Genomic DNA, 22,222 nt, shown 5'->3' with positions numbered 1-22,222 from the left:
TCTTTCAGATGGGTTATTTCCCAAATTTGCCTAGGGTTAGAAAAATCGACAGCTGGAGATAGAAAGAGCAATGTAAACAGAACCACCCGAATTGGCATCCGGGTGGTTCTGTTTATAGTTAAAAGAGAGCAACCTTCTTAGTTGACGATGCTATTCGAAGGCCTGAAGGAAATCGCAACCGCTGCACTGAGAGCCCGGCCGGAGTCGTCGAAGAGATCCAGGGCCCTGAGGTCTGCCGACACATAGACTGACTTGAGGAACTGTACGGGAACCAATCTGAGACCTACATTGACCATTCCCCTGTTCTCTGCATTGCCGCCGTTTGGCTTGGTGCTATAGGAAACATTGCCGAAGTCGATGAGGAAATTGACCTTTTCCTTGAAGGTGTCCTTAAAGAATGGTGTCTCAAAAGCCATCCCGAAATTAATGTCGGAATTCAGGGAGTTGTCGAACGTGTACCCTGCAAGGATGGTTGTCTTTGAAGGCCAGTCGATAAAGGTGCTGTTGAAGGTGGTTGCAAAGTAGATCTGGTCTGCGAAGGTGGTGTTGCTTCCGACATCCAGGATCTGGGCTACGGTTCCCAATGCCATAGAAGTGTTTCCGCTTTTTGAAAAACGCCATTTTGCGTTTATGAGTATGTCCGTGGTGTCAGCGATGTCTGTTGCGATACCTACTTCGTAGTTGCCACTGAAACCCATCTGGAAATATGGAATATTTGCAAACGTACCGGACGAGACGATTGCAGAGTAGCCTGTGGCCACTGTTGTATCGGTTCCACTGTACACAGGTTCTGCGCTCGGGATTACCAGATAGCCGTTTACGCCGCCAAGGGTTGCATTCCCTGCAGAGGCTGCGAAGGTTGAAACTGGTACGAGTAATGTAAAAATTATTGCCGTAAGAATAAAACCATTGGTTTTCTTCATTGTATACCCCTTTTTTCTCAATGAGAGATAGCTAAAGATTCGCGAAAAGAACGCTGAGAGTCAATATATAAAAGAGTGATACGTGCAAACACGAGGACATTGCACTGCAAAGAGGATGGTCAAAAAAACCTATACCTGTGATCTTTCATTTGGTTAGGTTCTGTGCGGTTTTTTCCATTCCCTCACATATCGAGTCAGCTATATAATTTGGGAATTCGGAGGGAAGATTCTTGTAGACCATGTCGATTACCGTAGGGACCTGGTTGACTATCCCTTCAAGTATTCTTTCCACACGATCTGAGGAAAGTCCTGCCCTGAGACCTGTTTCAAGCCAGTACCTTCTGGTAATGCTATCCCATCTGTAATGGATACTTTTCCCGTATACCCCCATGGCAAGGGTAAGCTTTTTAGGATCCAGGGAAGAAGATGTCTTTTTGAACAACGGATAGGCTGACATAATGTCATAGAAAGGAGTCAAGCGAAAGGACCCTCTCCGCCCTAGAGCGAGACTGAAATTCTTTGCATGGGCATCAGGAGCTGCCATCAGATAAGACAACACCTGCGATTTGAAGAATAAATCCCTGTCTTCTTCTGCCCTATTGGAACCCTGCAATAATTTCATAATTTCCAGAATTCCGGGCCCCCCGTCTGACTGGTATTTTTGGTCCGGGGAGCATCCCAGAGCCTGGCAGAGATCTTCTTGGGGGAGACGTATCAACTGTTTTTGATCTTGACTCCATTCCCGGTCAAAGCGTTCGACTACTAGTACTTTTTGTTCTTCAAAGCTCTGGATAGTCGAATTGCAGACAGGCATTCCGAAATAACCCGCGATATGGTTGGACAGCCATTCGTTTTCGATGGAATCAGAAAAATCGATGAAGTCCTGTATTTTTCCAATAGGCAACTTGAAGATGTGGGTAGTAGGGGTAACTCCTTTTGGTATCATCCATTGCCCTTGGTATCTGAGAAAAGCTGTCTTTTCTTGTGCCCCAGATACAGAGATTCGAAAATCAGTTGCAGAGATAGTTGAATTATTTGATTCCAGACCTTGTATTTTCCTCAGTATGTGAGCTATTTCATGCTCCTTGACAAGAGTTCCCTCTATTTTCTGAGTTAGAGAAGTTTTGTCCATCGGCTTGGGAACAATCTGAAGGGCTCCTACACAATCCCTCCCGATTTCTTCGAGAAGCTCAAAGGCCCTGATGGATGATGTCTTGAATCGGTTTTGGAGTTTTCTCCTCACTGCTTCGGATTCAGGAAGAAGATTTTCAAAAAAAGAAGCAACGACCTTTCCTTTGTAGGTTATCTCAGATAAGGGAAGTGACAAGGAGATTGCCCTTCCCTTAGGATTATGCAACCAAGTCTGGTCATAGGTGAAAGACTGCAATAGGGAAGGAGTCTGCTCCCAGGTTCCTACAAATAAGCCGTTCATGTAGACAAAGAGGTTTTTATGCATACCGCGTTACCAGTCAAAGGCTGAAGGTGAATCTTCAACTTTTTGAGCGAGTTCAATGGTATAGCCATAGGCGCTCAACAACGTGAATAAGCTGTCGAGGGTGCTTCTTGGGGAACCAGATTCCAGGGCCGAGATTGTTTTGGGAAGCAGGCCTACTTTTTCGGCTACTTGTTTTTGTGTCATCCCCGACTTTTTTCGAATTCCTTTCAAGACTGGGCCCAGCTGTTGCACGAGGTGTATGGTATAGTTCATATCCCCTCCAAGGTATATATTTAGAATATACCCTAGAGGGTAGAAATATGCAATATCCCCTCCAGGGTATATCCAATCTTTTTACCAGTGGCTTTTCCCCTTTGCGGGGTATGTTCTTTTCGATAGCCTGTGCAGAAGCGATGAAAAGCAAGGCATTTGCCTTCTTTCCTTGGCCCTTTGTCATAGACCAGGTTTCTTTCTCTTCTTAGATCCCTTCGTTGAATCCCATGGTATAGGAAATCTTCATGGCCGTTTCCCTCAGTTTGGGAATTGAGGCTTCGACCTCTTCTTCTTTCATATAGGGTTCAAGGGCGGAAATGCTGATACCGGCAATAATCTGGCCACCTTTCCCGTACACAGGGACGGCACTGCAGTTGTCTCCGCTGATAAATTCGTTCCGGTCTCTTCCTACCTGTTCCAACCGAACTTTTTTCAACTCTTCCTTGATTCCCTCTACAGTTGTGATGGTACTGAGCGTATACTGTTTCAGGCCACGGTCCTTGATAAGCTGGTCGATTTCCGCTTCTGGCAAGGTGCAGGTAAGGATCTTTCCCAATCCTGTGCAATGGAAGGGAAGAGTCCTTCCCGGGGTGAAATATGTCCTGGGCAAGGACTGGCTGTCAATGCGATCGATTACCAGGACATCTCCTTGGTAATAGACAGCCATGTTGAGGTTTGCCTTCGGGAATACATTCCACAGAAGCTCAAGGTAGGGCATACACACTTTTCTGATTTCCACCGAGTGCAGGGCATTACGGGACAACCTCAGCGATTTAAGTGAGACTGAGTATAAGCCTGTGGAGGCATCCTTGACCATGTACCCGGAATTGACCAAGGAGGCAAGGAGCCTGAAGGTCATGTTTGTGTTAATATCGAGGGCAGCGCCGATGTCCTGAATTGAAACAGGGCAAGATTGCTCACTTGCATAATCAAGAATCTGGAAGGCCCGTTCAACTGTTTTTATATTGTAGCGGTCGGAATCTGAATCCATACGTTTTTCCTTTGGGTGGGCTTTGGCTTACGTTTCAGAGACTTTCCCCAATTCCCTATCTGTGCTTTGTATACTAGCAAGAAATTCATGAGAAATCAAATTAAAGTATCATTAAATCAAATATAATTTGTTTTTATTGAATTCGGATCAAGAGAAAAAACAAATAGTATCGCCTTTAGTAAGGTTTCTGCCTGCTAAAGGCATATCAAAAAGCGATAACTTCTCTGGATTATTGCTTTTATACATTCTTTCAAGAGTGTCTATTAAACAGAGAGGGTTAATATAATTATTTGTATTAAAAACAAATAAATAAAATTTGGAGTAGTAAAACAGACTTTAAACCTAGGTATACTTCAAACACAAAAATATTTATTTGGTAGAAAGTTGATAAATATTAAATAAAATTTGGAAAAATCAATTGATATTTGAATTTTATCAAATATAAGTTGACAACACAAATTCTCGGGTTTACCATACCCTAAACATCAGGATGGGTTTGCTGTTTTAAGTATAGGTGAACAGCGCCCCTCTCAGTTGGGTTTTCTCCTGTACCGGAGACGAGCCCTGAAAGGTAAGGAGAATCATATGAAAGTCGGATTTATCGGATTGGGAATTATGGGAAAGCCAATGGCCAAGAACCTGCTCAAAGCAGGCCACAGCTTGGTCGTGTGCGATTTTAATCAGAATGCAGTAGCAGAATTGATTGCCTTGGGTGCTGAGTCAGCCCCCAACGGAGCAGCTGTTGCCCAATCTTGTAGTTTGATCATAACCATGGTTCCCAATTCTCCCCATGTACGTGCGATTGCATTAGGTAAAGATGGCATATTGGATGGAGCCAAAGAAGGAACCGTCCTTATCGATATGAGTTCAATCGACCCAGTGGAAAGCAGGGCTATCGGTGCTGAGCTTGCCAAAAAGGGAATCGAGATGATCGACGCCCCTGTAAGTGGCGGAGAGCCTAAGGCCATCGACGGGACCATCTCTATCATGTGTGGTGGCAAGAAAGCATTGTTTGACCTGTATAAGCCCTTGCTTGAGGTAATGGGAGGGTCAGTCGTATATGTCGGGGAGCTTGGGGCTGGAAACGTTGCAAAACTCTCCAACCAGATAATCGTTGCCCTTAATATCGCAGCGGTCAGCGAAGCGATGACCTTGGCAAAGAAAGCAGGGGTCGACCCCCAGCTCGTCTTTGAAGCCATCCGCGGAGGCCTTGCCGGATCAACGGTCATGAATGCAAAGGTCCCCATGATCCTGGATAGGAATTTCAAACCGGGCTTCCGTGTCGAACTGCACATCAAAGACTTGAATAATGCGCTCAATGCCGGTCATGCGGTAAGCGCACCCCTTCCTTTGACAAGCCAGGCAATGGAAATCATGCAGGCTTTGAAGAGTGACGGATTGCAGGGTGAGGACCATTGTTCGATGGTCAAATATTACGAGAAGCTTGCGAACGTCGTGGTTGAGTAGGAAAGAAACATGAACAGCATTGAAAAAAAGAACATTCCCTCCATTGTTGCTATGCAGGTGTATCCGGTAGCCGGACGCGACAGCATGCTGCTGAATCTTAGCGGGGCCCATGGACCCTACTTTACCCGTAACATTGTTGTCTTGACCGACAGCAACGGCCTTTTGGGTGTGGGGGAAGTCCCTGGCGGGGAGAAGATTACCGCGGCTCTGAACCAAGTTAAAGACCTGGTAGTCGGAACGTTGGTTTCCCAGTATAAGCAGACGCTCTTGCAGGTGAAAAAGGCCCTGGGCAACCAGGAAGATGATGTTCGTGGACAGCAGACCTTCGACCTGAGGACCGGAATCCATGTGCTTACTGCCATTGAAGCCCCTTTGTTGGACCTTTTGGGCAAGTTCCTTGAAGTTCCCGTGGCCCAGTTGCTCGGTGATGGACAAGTCCGGAATAAAGTAAAGGTACTTGGCTATCTTTTCTACGTTGCAGACAGGAACAAGACTGACCTTCCCTATCTTAGTGAAGAGGAAAGTAAGGTTGACTGGTACCGACTCAGACGCGAAGAGGCTGTTACCCCGGAGTCAATCGTTGCCTTGGCCAAGGCAAGCAAAGAACTCTATGGTTTTTCCGATTTCAAACTCAAGGGCGGAGTGTTCGAGGGCAAGGAAGAGATGAAAGCCATCCGTGCTTTGAAAGAAGCCTTTCCCGAAGCACGTATCACCCTTGACCCCAACGGAGGCTGGTCCCTCAAGGAAGCTATTGAACTTTGCAAGGATATGCACGGAATTCTCACCTATTGCGAAGATCCCTGTGGAGCCGAAGGTACCTACAGCGGGCGCGAGATCATGGCGGAGTTCCGCCGTGCAACCGGTTTGCCTACTGCCACGAATATGATTGCCACCGATTGGAGGCAGATGGCCCACTCCCTGGCTTTGCAGAGTGTCGACATTCCCCTTGCCGATTGCCATTTCTGGACCATGGGCGGGGCTGTGCGGGTTGGTCAGCTCTGTGATGAGCTTGGACTTACCTGGGGAAGTCATTCAAACAACCATTTCGATATTTCCCTTGCTATGATCGCACATGTAGCGGCAGCTGTTCCCGGTAATCCTACTGCCATCGACACCCATTGGATCTGGCAGGAAGGAACCGAAAGGCTTACCCACGTGCCACCAGTTATCAAGGACGGGTATCTTGAAGTTTCCTCCAGACCGGGTTTGGGGATCGATGTCGATATGGAACAGATTCTCAAGGCAAACGAAGTCTATGAAAAACACTGTCTTGGTGCAAGAAATGATGCTGCTGGTATGCAATACCTTATTCCCGGTTGGGAATTCAACCCTAAAAAACCGGCAATGGTACGGTAGGAGGATCTTTTGATGTTTAAACCCTATGGTATTATTCCACCGGTTATCTCGCCGTTGCATGAGGATGGTTCGTTCAATGAATCGGTGTATCGGATAATGATCGACCGCCTGATAGCCAATGGAGTCCATGGCATTTTTCCCTTGGGCACCACCGGCGAGTTCTATGCCTTTACCCCCGAGCAGAGCAGAAGGATTTTCGAGATTACGGTAGACCAGGTTGCCAACAGAGTGCCTGTCTACGCAGGGGCTAACAGTATCACCACCCGTGGGGCTATTGAATTGGTAAAGATTGCCCAGGAATGCAAGGTCGAGGCGGTCAGTGTTTTGACTCCCATGTTTATCTCCCAGACCCAGGAAGAGCTATATGGGTTCTATAAGACCATAGCTGCGAATACTGATCTTCCGGTTATTATCTATAACAATCGTCCGAAGACAAACGTGCATATCGAACCCAAGACCATCGCCCGGCTTTCTGAAATCAAGAATATTGTCGGAGTCAAGGATAGTACCGGGGACTTTACCAACACTGAGGAATATATTCGCCTGACTCGGGGAAACGATGAATTCGGAGTCCTTTTGGGACGCGATACGCTTATTTACGCAGGGCTCTGTTATGGGGCTGTCGGGGCTATTGCCTCCTGTGCGAATGTCGCCCCCCGTATCACAGCCGACATATATGACAAATATATTGCAGGGGATTTGGCCGGCGCCCTTGAAGCCCAGTTCACGTTGGCCCCCTTGCGCATTGCAACCGGGATGGGGACGTTTCCCCAGGTAATCAAGGAAGGGTTGGAGCTTGAAGGCATTAAGGTAGGCAAATGTCTCGACCCTATTGCCTCATTGAGCGATGAGCAGAGAGAAACGCTTCGCTGTGTCATGCAGACCATGGGTTTGCTATAGGGCCTGAGCGGTATTGAAGAGCATTTTTCCCGGTAACGGGAGAGAAATAAGGAGATTGTACATGAAAAAGATTTTGGTATTGGCTTTTTCCCTTTTGTTGGCTGGCTCTGTTGTGTTTGCCAATGGTACTGGGGAAGATCAGACCGCGGTTCCTACTTTCAACGGGAAAAACGTGCGTGTCGTAATTGGTTCGACCTCAACCGGAGGCGATTCCTATCTTATTGCGGAGACAGTCAGCCGTTACCTTGCCAAAGAGCTTGGCGCGAACATGAAAGTCGATGCAGTTGGTGCTGCCAAGGCTTTGGATGCGATCAAGACAGCAAAGCCCGACGGGAATACCATCATGATGTTCCACGATATGACCTATCTTGGCATCTCCTTCGGGGCCTATGACAAAATGTATAGCCTGGAAAACATGGTAGTCGGTCCCCGTATTGCCCAGAACCCAGGTTCTTGCTGGGCCGCAGGCATCAACGCACCCTATAACAGCCTTGCTGAGATTCCTGAATACTTGAAACAGAATCCTGAGGCTATCGTCAGGATGGCTTGTGAGGCCGGTGGTGTTTCCCAGGTTGCTTTCACGGTATTCTGGCAGTGGGTAAAAGACACCTATGGCGATGCTATTGCCAAGAGAATCGTCGTTGTAATCGGTGGTTCAACCGGTGACAAGCTCCAGCTGATCTGGGATGGCAACTGCGACGTAATGTTCGCCGACTATACCAGTTTGTTGCAGTATACCCAGACCGATGACCAGAAGATTGCCCTCAAGTACATGGGTTTGATGGATAACATTGACGGAGTCTCTGCTCTCTCCTATGCTGACCAGAAGATTACCATGAATGGAAAGGAATTCCGTTTCGCCAAAGATTTCCTCATCTACCTGCCCAAGGACTTCCCCGCTGCTCTGGTTTCCGAACTCGATGCAGCAATGAAGAAAGTCAATGCTGATCCAGGCTTGATTGCCGACCTTGCAAAGATGAGCTATCGCCCAGGTAAGTATTTGAATGCTGCTGACAGCAAGACATTCATCTATGACAAGCGTGATGGTTTGCAGTCCTTGATCGACAATGCACCTTCATTGGATGATTTGGTATTGTAAGAAATCGAATTCATACGTTGGCTGCAGGCTTTTTGCCTGCAGTCATTATCTGAGGAGAAGCATATGTTTAAAGTAAGTTACAAACCCTCCACTTCCCATTGGATTTTTCCTCCGATAATCATGGGAATTCTCGCCATCCTTTTAGCCATACTGTTTGTGCAACATCTGCTGAAATGCAAAAAGGAAGGGAAACCGGTCTTCAAGGTGAAGGGTTACCGGTTTTTTGTAGAAAACTGGGATAAGTTCAGACTCTTGGGGACGCTGGTTCTGCTTGTCGCCTATTTTCCTGCCATGGAACTTATCGGATTTCTCCCTGCCTCCATTCTCTTTGTCTTTTTATTCAACGTCCTGTTCTGTGGAGCGAAACAACTCGCTTCGATTCCGATTGCCTTCAAGACGCGTACGTTTTGGTCTAACTCAGATTTCAAATCCTTGCTGATTTCTCTGATCATCTCGGTAGTCTCCTCAGTACTGGTCTGGTTTATCTTTGGACAAGTTTTCAAGATCACATTGCCCTAAATAGGAGGAGAAATTCTATGGAAGTGTTTTCATTTGGTGTTATCCAACTCATGATGTCTTTTATTGGTGTCGTGGTAGGTATTATTTTCGGTGCGTTGCCCGGGATGACCGCTACCATGGCCATTGCCATTTTTCTCCCCTTGACCTATGCCTATGACCTTAATACGTCGTTGTTTCTTTTGCTTGGGTTGTATGTCGGAGGAATATCAGGTGGGTTGATCCCCGCTATTCTCATTAATATTCCAGGAACCCCTTCTTCGATCTGTACTGGGTTCGAAGGGTTTCCGATGACCAAGAAAGGGGAAGGGACAAGGGCGCTTCGTATTGGTATCACAGCCAGTTTGGTAGGTGGTCTAATCAGCTTGATTTGCCTTTGGTTCTTTACCCCACCTTTGGCACGGGTTGCTATCAATTTCTCGGCCATCGAGAAATTCCTGATCATCGTATTTGCTTTGACAATTATTGCGGCGTTGAGTAAAGGAAGTATGGTCAAGGGATTCTTCGCAGGGTTCCTTGGGGTACTGGTTTCCCTCATCGGGCAATTTCCCGATAACAATAAGATTCGAATGGTCCCAGACTTTTTGAATATGGACCTCCGGATGGGTTTCCAGCTTCTTCCTGTGCTTATTGGCCTATTTGCCTTGGTGCAGATATTCCAGGAAGCCGAGACAGGTATGAAAGACCCCCATATGAAAGCAGACGTCTCAAAATCGACACGGAAGTTTTCGTTCAAGGATTTCAAGGATCAGAAATTGAACCTCCTTCGTTCAGGCATCATCGGTACTTTTATCGGTGTCCTTCCCGGGGTTGGTGGCAGTGCCGCCTCTCTTTTGTCCTATTCCCAGGCAAAGAATGGCTCGAAACACCCAGAGAAGTTTGGAACTGGCATTGTTGACGGTCTGGTCGCCTCGGAAACGGCAAACAATGGCTTGACCGGCGGAGCCTTGATACCGCTTCTCTCACTAGGGATCCCGGGAGACAGTACCACTGCCGTGCTTATCGGTGCCTTCATGTTGCAGGGTATCCAGGTAGGTCCGTTGTTCATCACAAACAATCCTGGCACCTGGCAGACGATTCTCATTGCCATGGGTATTGCAAATATCCTTATGTTCTTGGTGATGTTCTATCCTATCAAGTATATCGTTAAGATAATCAACTTCCCCCGGACCAGGATTTACCCGGTAATTATCTTGCTGTGTACCGTTGGTTCCTATGCTGTGCAGAACGGGAATATGTTTGATGTCTGGACTATGCTGCTTTTTGGAGTATTTGGGTATGTGCTGACAAAGTTTGGTCTCAGCGTTCCCTCCTTTCTTATCGGATTCATCCTAGGTGACGATTTGGAGAAGTATTTCATCGATTCTATCAAGGGATCGGGCGGGTCTCTCTCCTGTTTCTTCAGCCGTCCCATCGGCAATGTCATATGGGTTTTGATCCTTCTTTCCCTTGTATGGGCTTTTTATGATGAATACCGGGCAAAGAAACGGATGGCAAACGGGAAAGGGAGTGTATGATGGTTCAATTGATCAAGATAGATGCCAATGATAACGTTGCAATCCTTACCGAAGCCGCTACCAAGGGGACAATGTTCCCTGAAGGGGTAATTCTTAAAGAGGATATCCCCCAGGCACATAAAGTTGCACTTGCAGACTTGAAAAAAGGGCAGGCTGTTCTGCGCTATGGGGTTGTCCTGGGGTATTTGCTCAAGGATGTCCCTAAAGGCGGTTGGATCAACGAGACTTCTTTGGCTCTTCCTGATCAACCTGGCCTTGATGCAATGGAATTTGGTCATCCCTGTCCGGATTTTCTCCCTGATCCGCCATTAGAGACGTTTGAAGGCTATGACAATGGTCCCGATAGTTATGCAGGAACGCGGAATCTGTTTGCCATTACCACAACTGTACAGTGTGTGTCCCCTGTTGTGGACCAGTTGGTTACCCAGATTCGCAAATCCTTGCTTCCCAACTATCCGAATGTCGAGGATGTCGTGGCTCTCAACCACGCCTATGGTTGTGGCGTTGCCATCAACGCGCCTGATGCCCAGATTCCTATCCGATCGATTAAAAATCTGATGCGTAATCCCAATTTCGGTGGCCAGATTATGGTCGTTGGTTTAGGGTGTGAGAAGCTTACGGTTGATAAACTGCTTGAAAGCGAGGAAATCAACAAGGACAATGTCGTGATACTCCAGGATTATCCAGGATACGGTGCGATGATGCAGGCGCTTCTTAGCATGGCTGAAACCAAGCTGAAGGTGCTTAACGAGCGCAAGCGGACAACACTTCCCCTGTCAAAACTCTGTATTGGTATGCAATGCGGTGGCAGTGATGCCTTCAGTGGCATTACGGCCAACCCCAGTGCAGGGTTTGCTTCCGACCTTTTGGTAAAAGCCGGCTCCACGGTCATGTTCAGCGAGGTGACCGAGGTCCGCGACGGCGTACACCTGCTAGCCTTGAGGTGTGTAGACAAAGAGGCGAGGGACAAGCTTGCAAAGGAAATCGGGTGGTACGACGATTACCTTGCCAAAGGAATGGTAGACCGCTCTGCGAATCCAACCCCAGGCAATAAAAAAGGCGGTCTTTCCAATATTGTTGAAAAAGCAATGGGCTCCATTGCCAAGAGTGGCCATTCCCCCATTGTCGAGGTAATCGGACCAGGCGAGCTGCCTACCAAACACGGATTAATCTTTGCAGCCACGCCAGCAAGCGATATTGTCTGCGGACCTTCCCAGCTAGCCAGTGGGATTGCCCTGCAGGTATTCATGACAGGCAGGGGAACTCCCTATGGGCTTAGTGAGGCTCCTGTTATCAAGGTGTGTTCCCGCAATGATTTGAAACAGCATTGGGATGATCTGATCGACTTGAATGCCGGTGGCATAGCTACCGGTGAAGAGACAGTCGAACAAGTCGGACTCAGGTTGTTCAATTTGATCATTGATGTTGCCAGCGGCCGGAAGAAGACGTTTGCAGAGCAATACGGGTTGCATAATTTTTTGTGTGTGTTCAACCCGGCCCCGATTACCTGATTGGAAAAGAGTGGAGGCGATAGGATGACAAGACCCCGCCTCCACTTAGGCTATCTTTACAGACGCATTTCTTCCTGTTCTGTGCGGTACTCGATACCTATTGATACCTCACTGCTTCTACCCATACAATATGAGTGAAATCACTTCCCCTGATTCAGCTATTATTGGTGGTGCAAAGAGATTCTTACCTATGGCTATTGATGAAACTGGATAAAAAATATAGATGCCTTCTGTAAACTAGGATATACTCGACATCATGATTAAAAAGTTGACCCACTATAAGCTGACAATATTGCTCATGTTGATACTTATTCCATCCTTCATCGCAGTAGGGCTCCTTAATTATTATGTGCAAAGGGATTCTATCCGTGAAGAATTGATCACGACCTCTTTGCCGTTGGTCCGTGACCTTATCGATTGGGAAATCAGTACCAGATTGCAGGACCCGCTTCTTGCTTCCTCCCTGATGGCTCGCGATACGTTCTTGATCGACTGGATTGAGGATGGAGAGATTGATTCTAGGAAAATAGAGAAATATCTCGAGTCCATACGTATTGAACATGGGTTTGCCACTTCTTTCTTTGTCTCAGCGAAGACTTTACGCTATTATAGCTACCAAGGTGTATACAAAGAGATCAGCACAGAAAATGCCCATGATATCTGGTATTATGATTTTATCAATTCTCAACAGGGTGTTGCCCTTGATGTAGATACAGATGAGGTCAGTGCAGGTAAACTCACCATATTTATCAATTACCGGGTTGAGAGCACTACTGGGGAACTTCTCGGGGTTGTTGGGGTCGGTGTGGATATGTCTGATATTGCCGCACTGCTTCAAAAGACCCAGAAGACCTTCGGACGGGTAGTCTATATGGTCGATGAATCGGGTTTGATACAGGCTCATTCAGATATGAATATCATCGAGAAACGAAACATTCATACTACCTTTGGAATCGACAAGATTGCCAATGCTATCCTGGACTCCAAAGCGAGGACCCTTGATACTCAGTATGCGGGAACCAAGGGAAGTATACTCTTGACCTCTCGCTATATCCCGGATCTCAAGTGGTATATCATCGTAGAGCAGGACGAACGGGTTTCCCTCAAGCTTATAAGGGCGATGCTGCTGAAGACAATATTGATAGGGTTCGTTGCTTCGGTCTTGGCGCTATTGACCAGCATCAGGATAGTCAATAAATATAACCAAAAACTCGAGGATTCTTCCCGTCTCGATCATCTTACCCAGATAAACAATCGGATGGAACTCGATCACAGGCTCCTTACCGAGTTTTCCCTTTGCCAGCGTTCTGGGGGCACTTTCTCGGTATTGATGATCGACTTGGATAATTTCAAGGAGATTAACGATACTTACGGACATATAGCCGGAGACGATGCCTTGGTCAAGTTCACTCAACTAGTGAACTCTACGTTACACATAACAGATAGCTTTGGCCGTTGGGGTGGGGATGAATTCTTGCTCATTCTTCCAAAGACAAAGGGGCTTGAAGGGGTTGCTATAGCAAATCAACTTCGTTCGCACGTCGCTGGTAGTGATGCCTTAATGGATTTCGTACTTACTATAAGTATAGGGGTCGCTGAACTGAAGGAGGATGACTCCATAGAGAGCCTTCTTTCACGTACCGATAAGGCACTCTATAGGGCGAAACGCGAGGGCAAAGACCGAGCTGTTTTGCAAGGATGATATAATCTCGGAGCAATGGGCTTTTCTACTGCAAAGAGAATCCAAGCAGGTTTGTCCCCATAATGATTTTCCTCTTCCTTGTATGAAAAAAGAAGCAAGGAAAATGAATCCAGGCCAACACAAGCGCTTATTAATTAGAAACGTGGCAACCCCTGCTAGTTTGTAGTACTGCCAGGGTTTTTTGTCTCAATATTTCTCGTAATGTACCCTTGTCTTGTCATACCGGTCTACGAACTTGTTTTCGCTTCCTTTTGCCGGGTAGCCGATGGCTATGAGGGCAAAGGGTTTGAGATTGGCAGGGAGCTCGAAACAATTGGCTATATAGCCAATTTTCTCTTCGTTGGGGGCCACTCCGAGCCATACGGTTCCCAAACCTAATGCAACAGCTTCCAACAGGATGTTCTCAGTAGCTGCACTCAGGTCTTGCTGCCAGTTCTCGGCAAATTTTAATCTGTCATCGTTGTTTAAAGGAATGATAACCAGGGAAGCCTTTGCTGCAAGTCTTGAATAGGGACTCATCAGTGAGAGGATGTCCAAGCTTTCTTTGTCCTGGATGACCAAAAACTCCCAGCTTTGCTGGTTTCCTGACGAGGGTGCCTGCATCCCGGCTCTCAGTAGTTTCTCGATTTTATCGCTTTCTATTTCTTGATCTGTATAGGTTCTTATACTTCTTCTTGTATTGATTGCTTCCATGTTCTACCTCGTATTGCCTAAAGATACACCTTCCTTAAGGGTTGGACACTAGGTTTTACTTGGTTTTTTCAGTACAGAGAAAAACAGAAGTCTTGTCTTTCCCTGTATCTTTGAACAGCTATGTAAAAACACATTGCAGTCTTATCTACATGATAGTCGGTGTATATCCATTTCTCTGTATGCGTGTCATATCGCCTTGATAGGAAGAGATTGTTGAATCCCCGGTCAAGGTCCAGCTACTCATATTATCAAGGGTTATGTGCACCTTGCCCCCATTGAAATTCTGGATCACAAAGGAACTTGCATTGGCAATGGAGGAAGCTGCATCACCTACTATAGTTCCCCAGGATTCTGATTTCAGACAGTAAGGGTACAGGTGCCTTCGGTTGCCCCGTTTCTCCCCCAACCGCGCGGATCACAGTCAAGAGCACCCCATCGAATGGGAAAAGGCCAACATTCTCCAAGGTTGTGCTGGTAGTATTGGCAATCTGGAATAGGGCACCCTTCTTTCCGGTCGTTTCCCTTGGCCATGGATACAAACCCTCTTGGTTGTACTGTTTTCGTGCAAATAAATCTGAAAATAGTGTTTTGCTGGCGAAGGTCAAAATTCTTATAGATTTTTTCTCTGTCGAGGGAAATACAGGCTTCTGCAAGGGACTCTTTCTCAAAAATGGCTGGTATTGCGCAAAATCGAACCATAACCAATATGTTCTGGGAGACTATAGCCGGGCTTTTTAAGGAAAAACACAGGGCAATGAAGGCAGTCTTTCTTTAATATTGATGTACCAGAAAACAACAAAGTAGTAAAATCGTCCACCATAGTAAAGAAGGACAATATGAATGTAGCGCAATTGTTGGTCAAATGTTTGGAAAAGGAAGGCGTACAATTTATTTTTGGCATTCCTGGCGAAGAGGTCCTCGATATCATGGATGCCTTGCAGGAATCGCCTATTCGGTTTATCACTGTTCGTCATGAGCAGGGAGCTGCCTTTATGGCTGATGTATACGGCCGGCTGACAGGTCAGGCTGGGGTTTGTCTCTCGACTTTGGGTCCTGGGGCTACAAATCTGGTCACCGGGGTTACCGATGCAAATAGTGATGGGGCCCCGTTGGTGGCCATTACCGGACAGGTTTCGACGGATAAACTGCACCTAACCGCCCATCAATATCTCGATCTTAATCGTATGTTCGCCCCGATTACAAAAAGGACCAAGGAGGTCCTGAATCCGGAGACCGAAGAGGAAATCGTTCGTTTGGCTTTTAAATATGCAGAGAATGAGATGCCTGGGGCAACCCATATCACTATTCCAGTCGATATTGCAAAAAAAGAAGTAAGCGAGGAAGACGTTCCCCTTAGCCGTGTTCCTATTTCTTTGAGGGAGAGTGCCGATAGAACTACTATCTTGGAAGCCTTCGATCTTATAAAGAAATCCAAACGGCCAATCTTGCTTGTAGGGAATGGGGCTGTCAGGGCTTCTGCCGCAGCGGCGTTGACCCGGTTTGTGCAGACGGTCCATATCCCTGTCATCAATACGATGATGGCAAAAGGTATTCTTTCCTGTGATAATCCCTATTATTGTTGTACCGTGGGGATCCCGCTCAAAGACTATGGGAATATTATCCTTGAACAGGCCGATACGGTCATTGCCGTTGGCTATGATATCGTGGAATATGATCCCCGAAACTGGAATGCCAGACGCAATACGACGATTGTCCATATAGCCTCGATGCCTGCAGATATCAATAAATATTACCAGACGGCAACCCAGGTTGTCGGATATATTCCAGAGTCACTCGATGAGCTTACCTATCTGCTCGGCAGGGGAGACCTGAAAGATAGCGCATGGGCATTGAAAATCAAGGATGCCGCAACCGAGGATGAAGCAAGTTTTATGGAAGACACCTCGTTTCCGATGAAACCGCAGAAAATACTTATGGATGTCCGCAAGGTTATGGGCGAGGAGGATATCCTTATCTCTGACGTAGGGGCCCATAAGATGTGGGTTGCCCGGGAATATCCCTGTTTCCGCCCGAATACCTGCCTTATTTCCAATGGGTTTGCTTCAATGGGGTTTGCCCTGCCTGGGGCCATTGCTGCTAAACTGGTCTATCCCAAGCGGAAAGTGCTTGCAGTTACCGGCGATGGTGGACTTTTGATGAATATTCAGGAGCTGGAGACTGCAGTCCGCATTCATACTCCCATTGTCGTACTCATCTTCCACGATTCCAGCTATGGCTTGATCAAATGGAAACAGATGGCTCACTTCGGGCGTAGCTGTTATGTCGATTTCGAAAACCCTGATTTCGTCTTGCTTGCAGAAAGTTTCCATGCCAAGGGCTACCGGGTGACAAAGGCTGAGGAACTGGTCCCTATATTGCAGGATGCTTTCAAGCAGGAGGTTCCTTGTCTGATCGATTGCCTGGTGGATTATGATGAGAATCTCAAACTTACAGCTCATCTGAAGGATGTCTATGCAACCTACCATGTCAAAGAGCTGGAGGGATGTTGAGTATCTCATCTCGTCTTTTGTATCACAAAGAATTGTTGGTCGGGGTATCTTCGGTCAGTTTATATTCCCTGCATACCTTTTTATGCGGTTTTCTCCATGCATGAAGACATAGATGCTAAAGCTAGACCTTCGCATCGCATTCTTCTTTGCCGGTAAAAATTTCACATTTTTTGGTGTACTTGGACAACCCCTCTGTTCTTTGCCATTGACAATGGGGTCTTGGCGTCAGATCTCTATGTAACATTGGCTACACTGTTGCGTTCGCTATATATCTTTTTAAAAAACTATTCCTAAATATATTTGGCTTCTATAAAAAGGAACAAGCTGTAAACAATGAATTCGGAGGTATCAAATGGCTATCGGTAACAAAACGAAACGTGAATTTCCCAATGTGTATGTAATTCTCTTCGTGATTTGTGTTTTTGCTGCATTGCTAACATGGATCATCCCTGCAGGAGCTTTCGATCGTGTCGTAAAGAATGGAGTCAGTAGTGTTGTCCCTGGGTCTTTCCATTTTATTGAACAACATCAACAAGGGTTCTGGGCCATTTTTATGGCAATCGTAGCCGGATTCAAAGCACAGGCAAGTCTCATTATTATGGTTCTGTTTGTTGGAGCTGCAGTATACTATCTTCAGGAAACAAAAGCGCTTGATGCGGCTTTCAGGCAATTGGCAAATTCTGTAAAAGGCCATGAAGAAATTGCAATTTTCTTTATTATGCTGGTAATGTCGATTGGCGGGGCAACCGGAGTATTTGGAAATGTAACACTCGTCCTGATCCCTATCGGAGTGGCCTTGTCTGCAGCTATGGGATTCGATCCAACCTTGGGCTTTGCAATGATTTTCTTTGGTTCTTTCTCCGGTTTCAATGTAGGATGGGCAAATTTTGCAACAATAGGTATTGCCCAGACAGTTGCTGAGATTCCCTTGTTCTCTGGTATTGGAGTCCGTTTACTGCTGAATGTATGCAATTTTTTGCTCAGCTACTTTTTTGTCTGGGCCTATTTCAAGAAAATCAGAAAGGATCCAAAGAATAGCCTGAACTACCGTGAAGGGATGGAACTTTCCGAGTATATGGGAAATGGGAATGGTAATGCCAACATTGAAGGTGCCAAACTGTCCAAGCCACAGACTTTCGCGCTGTTGGTTTCGGCATTTGGTATACTTTGCGTTGTCGTAGGTGCCCTGAAATTCTCTTGGAAAGCTGATCAGATTTCTGCAACCTTCCTCATAGTCATTTTGGTTATTGGTCTTTTATTCAAGGCCTCTCTCAATGACATCGTCTCAATGTTTCTCAAGGGATGTCAATCTGTTATCCCTGCTGCGTTTATTATAGGCTTTGCAAATGCAATTTCCCTTTTGATGAAAAATGGCCAAATCCTTGATACCATAGTATATTATCTTTCTATCCCTATTAACCTGTTCGGACCGGTCCTCGGGGCAAATTTTATGGTCTTGGCTAATGTATTCATTAACTTTTTCATATCTTCAGGTTCGGGACAGGCTACAGCAGTCATGCCGATAATGGTCCCCATTGCGGATTTGACAGGCATTACTCGTCAGGTTGCTGTCCAAGCTTTTCAATTTGGTGATGGTTTTACCAATTGTATTTTGCCTACCGTTGGATCTTTGATGGGGGGCTTAGGTTTTGCAAAACTTGAGTACGGTAAATACCTCAAGTGGGTATGGCCTTTGATTCTCATCCAGATTTTACTGTCGTTGGTTGCAATCACTATTTTGCAGAGTGTGGGTTGGACCGGGGTAGCCCTATGAGTCATCAGCTTCAATCGCGGGTAGAGGCCATTGTCCCTGGTATACTTGCATTAAAGCGGACTATCCATGAACATCCTGAGCTGGGCTTGCAGGAATACGAAACCTGCAAGCTCCTTGAGACCTATGTAAAAGACTATGTCGTCTATGAAAGGATGCATCGAGTAGGGAAAACCGGTCTTTTCATTGAGATCAAAGGGACGAAACCAGGGAAAGGCAAGACACTTATTATACGGGGGGATATTGATGCGCTTCCCATCACCGAGGATGCAAATGCCCCCTATTGTTCGAAAAACCAAGGAGTCATGCATGCCTGTGGGCATGACGTCCATGGTAGTTGTATTGTTGGAACAGCTAGGATCCTTAGTGATTTACGTGATACGTTCGCAGGTAGTGTGTATGTATTCGTACAACCTGCGGAGGAAATCCTAGCGGGTGCAAAACTTTTTCTCGATGATCCCGAAATTGATTTCTCCAAAGTCGATGGGGCTTTCGCCCTTCACTGTTCGCCAGAATTCGAGGCTGGGAAAATTGGGACGAAGCAAGGGGGAATCCTTGCCTCCAGTGATACCTTGGAAATTGTTGTGACCGGGAAAGGTGGCCATGGTGCTCATCCCAATACTGTTGTCGACCCGATTGTTGTAGCGAGTGCAATTGTACAGAACCTGCAAACGATAGTATCGAGGGAAACCGACCCCTCTGACAGCGTTGTAGTCTCCCTTTGTTCCATCCATGGGGGTAATGCTTTCAACATTGTTCCTTCTGAGGTTGTACTGAAAGGAACAGTAAGGACTATCAACCCGGCTAGCAGGGATGCTGTGGAGGCCTCGGTTAAACGGATAGTCCATGCTATGGCCGAAGCGTATAAGGCAAGGGCGACCGTCAACTATGTCCGGGGAGTTCCCCCGATGGTAAATTCCTCTGATTGGGTTGACCGTGTTTTCCGTGTCGGGGAGAAGGTATTGGGAAAGGATCAGGTTGTTCACTTGGAGGCTCCTTCCATGGGTGGTGAAGATTTTGCTTTTATCATCGAAAAGGTCGGAGGGGTTTTTATTCGCCTGGGTGCCAGAACACCTGGAGGCCCCTACGGATCCATTCACTCCTCTGGTTTCTATTGCGATGACCGTGCTATTCCTACAGCTCTGACAATGGCCAGTAGCCTTGCCTTGGATTTTCTTGGAGCTGAGTAATTGCTGGTGGGTGGTTCCTGTTGGCCAATGGTACGGAAACAGTGGAAGGGGGACCTAACGTATTTTTTTGCCCTTCTGATTCGGTTCTGTTGCTTGTTTTCTGGTTTTACCTTGTGAGGAGAATATCATGCATCTGTTCCCCCAACATCTGGGAACAGATGCTTTTTATTGCATAATTTAAGTCTTTAGGATACTGTACGTGTAAGTAGGGCAAGTATATGCAACATTTCTTGAATTCAAGCTTCACCATTCCAGCCGAAAGGAATGAGCAATTGGAATCATTGCTCAAGATCCACTGCCATGTGTTCCCATATCCTGCAAAGACGAAATTTCTTGAATATGGAGATGCTATGGATGGAGTGTATTATGTCTTCCAGGGGAGGACCAAACATTACATCCTGGCTGAAGATGGAGCAGAGAAAATTCTTTATTGCCTAAGTTCCGGATGGTTTTTTGGAGAAACCCCGCTCACCCTGCATGAACCGACGGGCTTGATTTCTGAAACAATGGAGCCTTCAATACTTTGGAAAATACCCTATTCAGTATATGACAAGCTTTTGGATGTGAATAAACTTTTTCGGACAGCGATTATGAATTGTATGTCTAGGAAAATGCTTATAATGCGTCATGAAATTGAAAACCAGGTTTTCAATCCCTGTAAGCAAAGGATTCTTCAGTTGCTTTGTTCCACTGTTGACAATGCTTCCCTCGTAGAGGGGAAATGGTACAATCTTTCTTCTCATTATACGCAATATGAAATCAGTACCATCATTGGGAGTGCACGGGTCACTACCAGTAAACTCATCAATGAACTATGCAATGAAGGGTTCATCCGTATATTGAACCGCAAATTGCAGGTATCCAAGATAATCTATGAGGAAATTACCGATCAAATGGATCTTTTGTAAGAAACTATCATATTGGTAGTTTCTTACAATGTGAATTCATGCATAGTAATTCGGTTTGGGAACATGCATTACTATCCTGACAAATGCCAACGGAGGTATGTCATGGATCAAAGGGTATATGCACAATGTCTTGCTATTCTTACCGGGGAGCTGGTTCCTGCCCTCGGCTGTACTGAACCGATTGCCATCGCCTATGCTTCAGCCAAAGCCCGCCAGGTCTTAGGGGTTTTCCCTGAGTCCATCTTTGTTCGCTGTAGCGGAAATATTATAAAAAATGTCAAAGGTGTAACCGTTCCTAATTCTGGTGGGATGAAGGGAGTTGAGGCAAGTGCCGTGCTTGGCGCTGTCGGGGGAAACCCCGAATTGCAACTCGAAACCCTTTCTGCGGTTACCGATGGGGATATTTACAGGGCCAAAAAGTATTTGGAAAAAGAAATATGCAGGGTTGAACTACTGGAAAAGGCCGAGAATCTACAGATCATTGTAGAAATGCATGCAGGCAATGCAAGTTCTCTTGTGGAGATTGTTCACTCCCATACTTTTATCAGTAGGATAGAAAAAAATGGGCAGGTCCTCGTATCTCAGGCCTTGTCAAAAGATAAGGGTACTGTTTTGGACTATAGCATCCTGAATCTCGATACCATATTTAATTTTGTAGGAGCTGTTCGAATAGAGGATGTAAAAGCCATCCTAGACCGACAAGTTACCTATAATTTTGCAATCGCCAAAGAAGGGTTGAAAAACTCTTACGGTGCTATGGTGGGGGCCTCGTTGCTGAAACACTATGGCAACGATGTTTCCATCCTTGCCAGGGCCCTTCCTGCAGCGGGAAGCGACGCACGGATGAATGGATGCAGCATGCCAGTAGTTATCAATAGTGGCAGCGGCAACCAGGGTATGACTGTGAGCCTGCCTATAGAGGTATATGCTTCCTCCCTGAAGGTCTCAGATGAGTGCAAATATCGTGCACTGGTATTGAGCAACCTGATTGCAATCTATCAAAAAACAAATCTAGGAAAACTGAGTGCCTATTGTGGGGCTGTCTCTGCTTCGGCAGGATCAGGGGCAGGCATTGCCTATCTTCATAAGGCTTCCCGCAAGGTTATTGAAGCAACAATTACCAATACCCTTGCAAATGTCTCAGGTATTGTCTGTGATGGGGCAAAGGCCTCCTGTGCTGCAAAGATTGCTTCATCGGTTGAGGCAGCCCAGATGGCATATTTTATGGTTGCCGATGGGCATGTCTTTCTTTCTGGGGATGGCTTGGTGAAGGATACTACCGAACGAACGATACAAAGCATCGGAAGGTTGGGCCGAGACGGCATGCGGGAAACCGATCTTGAGATTTTCCGTATTATGTTGGAACGATAAACCGGAGACCTTTTCATCGTACGGTTTTTGGGTGGAAAATTCTGTATATGCATAGCTATTATGTGTTTATGTAAGAAGATAGACAATGA

Annotated in this window: 19 protein-coding genes; 13 read left to right on the top strand and 6 right to left on the bottom strand. The window is 46.3% G+C overall.

The genetic code is table 11. From position 1 onward, the window contains the following. Window positions 1-137: 137 nt before the first annotated feature. From SPIGRAPES_RS08575 to SPIGRAPES_RS08560, 4 genes are all read right to left on the bottom strand, one after another. Window positions 138-923 carry a hypothetical protein gene (locus SPIGRAPES_RS08575; RefSeq protein ID WP_014270366.1) on the bottom strand — a complete coding sequence of 262 codons (786 nt, stop codon included), beginning with the start codon at window positions 921-923 and terminating at the stop codon, window positions 138-140. 145 nt (window positions 924-1,068) lie between these two features. Then, the gene (locus SPIGRAPES_RS08570) at window positions 1,069-2,379 is read right to left on the bottom strand and encodes a type II toxin-antitoxin system HipA family toxin (RefSeq protein ID WP_014270365.1); all 1,311 of its coding nucleotides are present in this window, start codon (window positions 2,377-2,379) and stop codon (window positions 1,069-1,071) included. Between the two features lie 6 nt (window positions 2,380-2,385). After that, window positions 2,386-2,631, bottom strand: a complete 246-nt coding sequence (locus SPIGRAPES_RS08565; protein WP_014270364.1) for a helix-turn-helix domain-containing protein — start codon at window positions 2,629-2,631, stop codon at window positions 2,386-2,388. A gap of 205 nt (window positions 2,632-2,836) precedes the next feature. Further along, window positions 2,837-3,622, bottom strand: coding sequence for an IclR family transcriptional regulator (locus SPIGRAPES_RS08560; protein ID WP_014270362.1), 786 nt, complete (start codon window positions 3,620-3,622; stop codon window positions 2,837-2,839). Between the two features lie 564 nt (window positions 3,623-4,186). On the opposite strand from SPIGRAPES_RS08560, the gene garR reads away from it, so the two are divergent. The 8 genes from garR (at window position 4,187) to SPIGRAPES_RS08520 (ending at window position 13,690) form a co-directional block, all read left to right on the top strand. Continuing rightward, window positions 4,187-5,089: a 2-hydroxy-3-oxopropionate reductase gene (gene garR, locus SPIGRAPES_RS08555; RefSeq protein ID WP_483475679.1), complete on the top strand. Its 903-nt coding sequence runs from the start codon at window positions 4,187-4,189 to the stop codon at window positions 5,087-5,089. 9 nt (window positions 5,090-5,098) lie between these two features. After that, window positions 5,099-6,445: an enolase C-terminal domain-like protein gene (locus SPIGRAPES_RS08550; RefSeq protein WP_014270360.1), complete on the top strand. Its 1,347-nt coding sequence runs from the start codon at window positions 5,099-5,101 to the stop codon at window positions 6,443-6,445. Between the two features lie 12 nt (window positions 6,446-6,457). Then, a complete protein-coding gene (locus SPIGRAPES_RS08545; RefSeq protein ID WP_014270359.1) occupies window positions 6,458-7,345 on the top strand; it encodes a dihydrodipicolinate synthase family protein in 888 nt (295 codons plus the stop codon). Between the two features lie 61 nt (window positions 7,346-7,406). After that, window positions 7,407-8,444: a type 2 periplasmic-binding domain-containing protein gene (locus SPIGRAPES_RS08540; protein ID WP_014270358.1), complete on the top strand. Its 1,038-nt coding sequence runs from the start codon at window positions 7,407-7,409 to the stop codon at window positions 8,442-8,444. 63 nt (window positions 8,445-8,507) lie between these two features. After that, window positions 8,508-8,963, top strand: a complete 456-nt coding sequence (locus SPIGRAPES_RS08535) for a tripartite tricarboxylate transporter TctB family protein (protein ID WP_014270357.1) — start codon at window positions 8,508-8,510, stop codon at window positions 8,961-8,963. Window positions 8,964-8,980: 17 nt separating this feature from the next. Then, window positions 8,981-10,477: a tripartite tricarboxylate transporter permease gene (locus tag SPIGRAPES_RS08530; protein ID WP_014270356.1), complete on the top strand. Its 1,497-nt coding sequence runs from the start codon at window positions 8,981-8,983 to the stop codon at window positions 10,475-10,477. After that, window positions 10,474-11,988, top strand: a complete 1,515-nt coding sequence (garD, locus tag SPIGRAPES_RS08525; protein WP_041384553.1) for a galactarate dehydratase — start codon at window positions 10,474-10,476, stop codon at window positions 11,986-11,988. Before SPIGRAPES_RS08530 ends, garD begins: the two co-directional genes overlap by 4 nt. Before the next feature lie 256 nt (window positions 11,989-12,244). Next, entirely contained in the window at window positions 12,245-13,690 is a 1,446-nt protein-coding gene (locus SPIGRAPES_RS08520) for a sensor domain-containing diguanylate cyclase (RefSeq protein ID WP_014270354.1), read from the top strand. A gap of 186 nt (window positions 13,691-13,876) precedes the next feature. Here the strand turns inward: SPIGRAPES_RS08520 and SPIGRAPES_RS08515 are convergent, their stop codons facing one another. Then, window positions 13,877-14,383, bottom strand: a complete 507-nt coding sequence (locus SPIGRAPES_RS08515) for a nitroreductase family protein (RefSeq protein WP_014270353.1) — start codon at window positions 14,381-14,383, stop codon at window positions 13,877-13,879. A 145-nt stretch (window positions 14,384-14,528) separates the two neighbouring features. Next, window positions 14,529-14,789 carry a hypothetical protein gene (locus SPIGRAPES_RS17240; protein WP_041384551.1) on the bottom strand — a complete coding sequence of 87 codons (261 nt, stop codon included), beginning with the start codon at window positions 14,787-14,789 and terminating at the stop codon, window positions 14,529-14,531. 430 nt (window positions 14,790-15,219) lie between these two features. On the opposite strand from SPIGRAPES_RS17240, the gene SPIGRAPES_RS08500 reads away from it, so the two are divergent. The 5 genes from SPIGRAPES_RS08500 to SPIGRAPES_RS08480 all read left to right on the top strand — a co-directional run bounded on the left by SPIGRAPES_RS08500 (window position 15,220) and on the right by SPIGRAPES_RS08480 (window position 22,133). Then, the gene (locus SPIGRAPES_RS08500) at window positions 15,220-16,893 is read left to right on the top strand and encodes an acetolactate synthase large subunit (RefSeq protein WP_014270352.1); all 1,674 of its coding nucleotides are present in this window, start codon (window positions 15,220-15,222) and stop codon (window positions 16,891-16,893) included. A 352-nt stretch (window positions 16,894-17,245) separates the two neighbouring features. After that, entirely contained in the window at window positions 17,246-18,667 is a 1,422-nt protein-coding gene (locus tag SPIGRAPES_RS08495; protein WP_014270351.1) for a YfcC family protein, read from the top strand. Further along, entirely contained in the window at window positions 18,664-19,854 is a 1,191-nt protein-coding gene (locus SPIGRAPES_RS08490; protein ID WP_014270350.1) for a M20 metallopeptidase family protein, read from the top strand. Before SPIGRAPES_RS08495 ends, SPIGRAPES_RS08490 begins: the two co-directional genes overlap by 4 nt. A 218-nt stretch (window positions 19,855-20,072) precedes the next feature. Beyond that, on the top strand, window positions 20,073-20,762 hold the full coding sequence (locus tag SPIGRAPES_RS08485) for a Crp/Fnr family transcriptional regulator (RefSeq protein ID WP_014270349.1): 690 nt from the start codon (window positions 20,073-20,075) through the stop codon (window positions 20,760-20,762). A gap of 102 nt (window positions 20,763-20,864) precedes the next feature. Further along, window positions 20,865-22,133, top strand: a complete 1,269-nt coding sequence (locus SPIGRAPES_RS08480; protein ID WP_014270348.1) for an L-cysteine desulfidase family protein — start codon at window positions 20,865-20,867, stop codon at window positions 22,131-22,133. Window positions 22,134-22,222: the final 89 nt, after the last annotated feature.

It is taken from the genome of Sphaerochaeta pleomorpha str. Grapes (genome assembly GCF_000236685.1).
Classification (GTDB): Bacteria; Spirochaetota; Spirochaetia; order Sphaerochaetales; family Sphaerochaetaceae; genus Sphaerochaeta; species Sphaerochaeta pleomorpha.
The sequence above is the reverse complement of the archived record's forward strand: the minus strand, read 5'-3'. Positions and strand labels throughout refer to the sequence as shown.

Coding starts and splice junctions, on each gene's coding strand:
- SPIGRAPES_RS08500 (WP_014270352.1), top strand. CDS start 15,220: ATGAATGTAGCGCAATTGTTGGTCAAATGTTTGGAAAAGGAAGGCGTA.
- SPIGRAPES_RS08485 (WP_014270349.1), top strand. CDS start 20,073: ATGCAACATTTCTTGAATTCAAGCTTCACCATTCCAGCCGAAAGGAAT.
- SPIGRAPES_RS08545 (WP_014270359.1), top strand. CDS start 6,458: ATGTTTAAACCCTATGGTATTATTCCACCGGTTATCTCGCCGTTGCAT.
- SPIGRAPES_RS08575 (WP_014270366.1), bottom strand. CDS start 923: ATGAAGAAAACCAATGGTTTTATTCTTACGGCAATAATTTTTACATTA.
- SPIGRAPES_RS08495 (WP_014270351.1), top strand. CDS start 17,246: ATGGCTATCGGTAACAAAACGAAACGTGAATTTCCCAATGTGTATGTA.
- SPIGRAPES_RS08530 (WP_014270356.1), top strand. CDS start 8,981: ATGGAAGTGTTTTCATTTGGTGTTATCCAACTCATGATGTCTTTTATT.
- SPIGRAPES_RS08535 (WP_014270357.1), top strand. CDS start 8,508: ATGTTTAAAGTAAGTTACAAACCCTCCACTTCCCATTGGATTTTTCCT.
- SPIGRAPES_RS08565 (WP_014270364.1), bottom strand. CDS start 2,631: ATGAACTATACCATACACCTCGTGCAACAGCTGGGCCCAGTCTTGAAA.
- SPIGRAPES_RS08515 (WP_014270353.1), bottom strand. CDS start 14,383: ATGGAAGCAATCAATACAAGAAGAAGTATAAGAACCTATACAGATCAA.
- SPIGRAPES_RS08540 (WP_014270358.1), top strand. CDS start 7,407: ATGAAAAAGATTTTGGTATTGGCTTTTTCCCTTTTGTTGGCTGGCTCT.
- SPIGRAPES_RS08570 (WP_014270365.1), bottom strand. CDS start 2,379: ATGCATAAAAACCTCTTTGTCTACATGAACGGCTTATTTGTAGGAACC.
- garD (WP_041384553.1), top strand. CDS start 10,474: ATGATGGTTCAATTGATCAAGATAGATGCCAATGATAACGTTGCAATC.
- SPIGRAPES_RS08520 (WP_014270354.1), top strand. CDS start 12,245: ATGATTAAAAAGTTGACCCACTATAAGCTGACAATATTGCTCATGTTG.
- SPIGRAPES_RS08480 (WP_014270348.1), top strand. CDS start 20,865: ATGGATCAAAGGGTATATGCACAATGTCTTGCTATTCTTACCGGGGAG.
- SPIGRAPES_RS08560 (WP_014270362.1), bottom strand. CDS start 3,622: ATGGATTCAGATTCCGACCGCTACAATATAAAAACAGTTGAACGGGCC.
- SPIGRAPES_RS08490 (WP_014270350.1), top strand. CDS start 18,664: ATGAGTCATCAGCTTCAATCGCGGGTAGAGGCCATTGTCCCTGGTATA.
- SPIGRAPES_RS08550 (WP_014270360.1), top strand. CDS start 5,099: ATGAACAGCATTGAAAAAAAGAACATTCCCTCCATTGTTGCTATGCAG.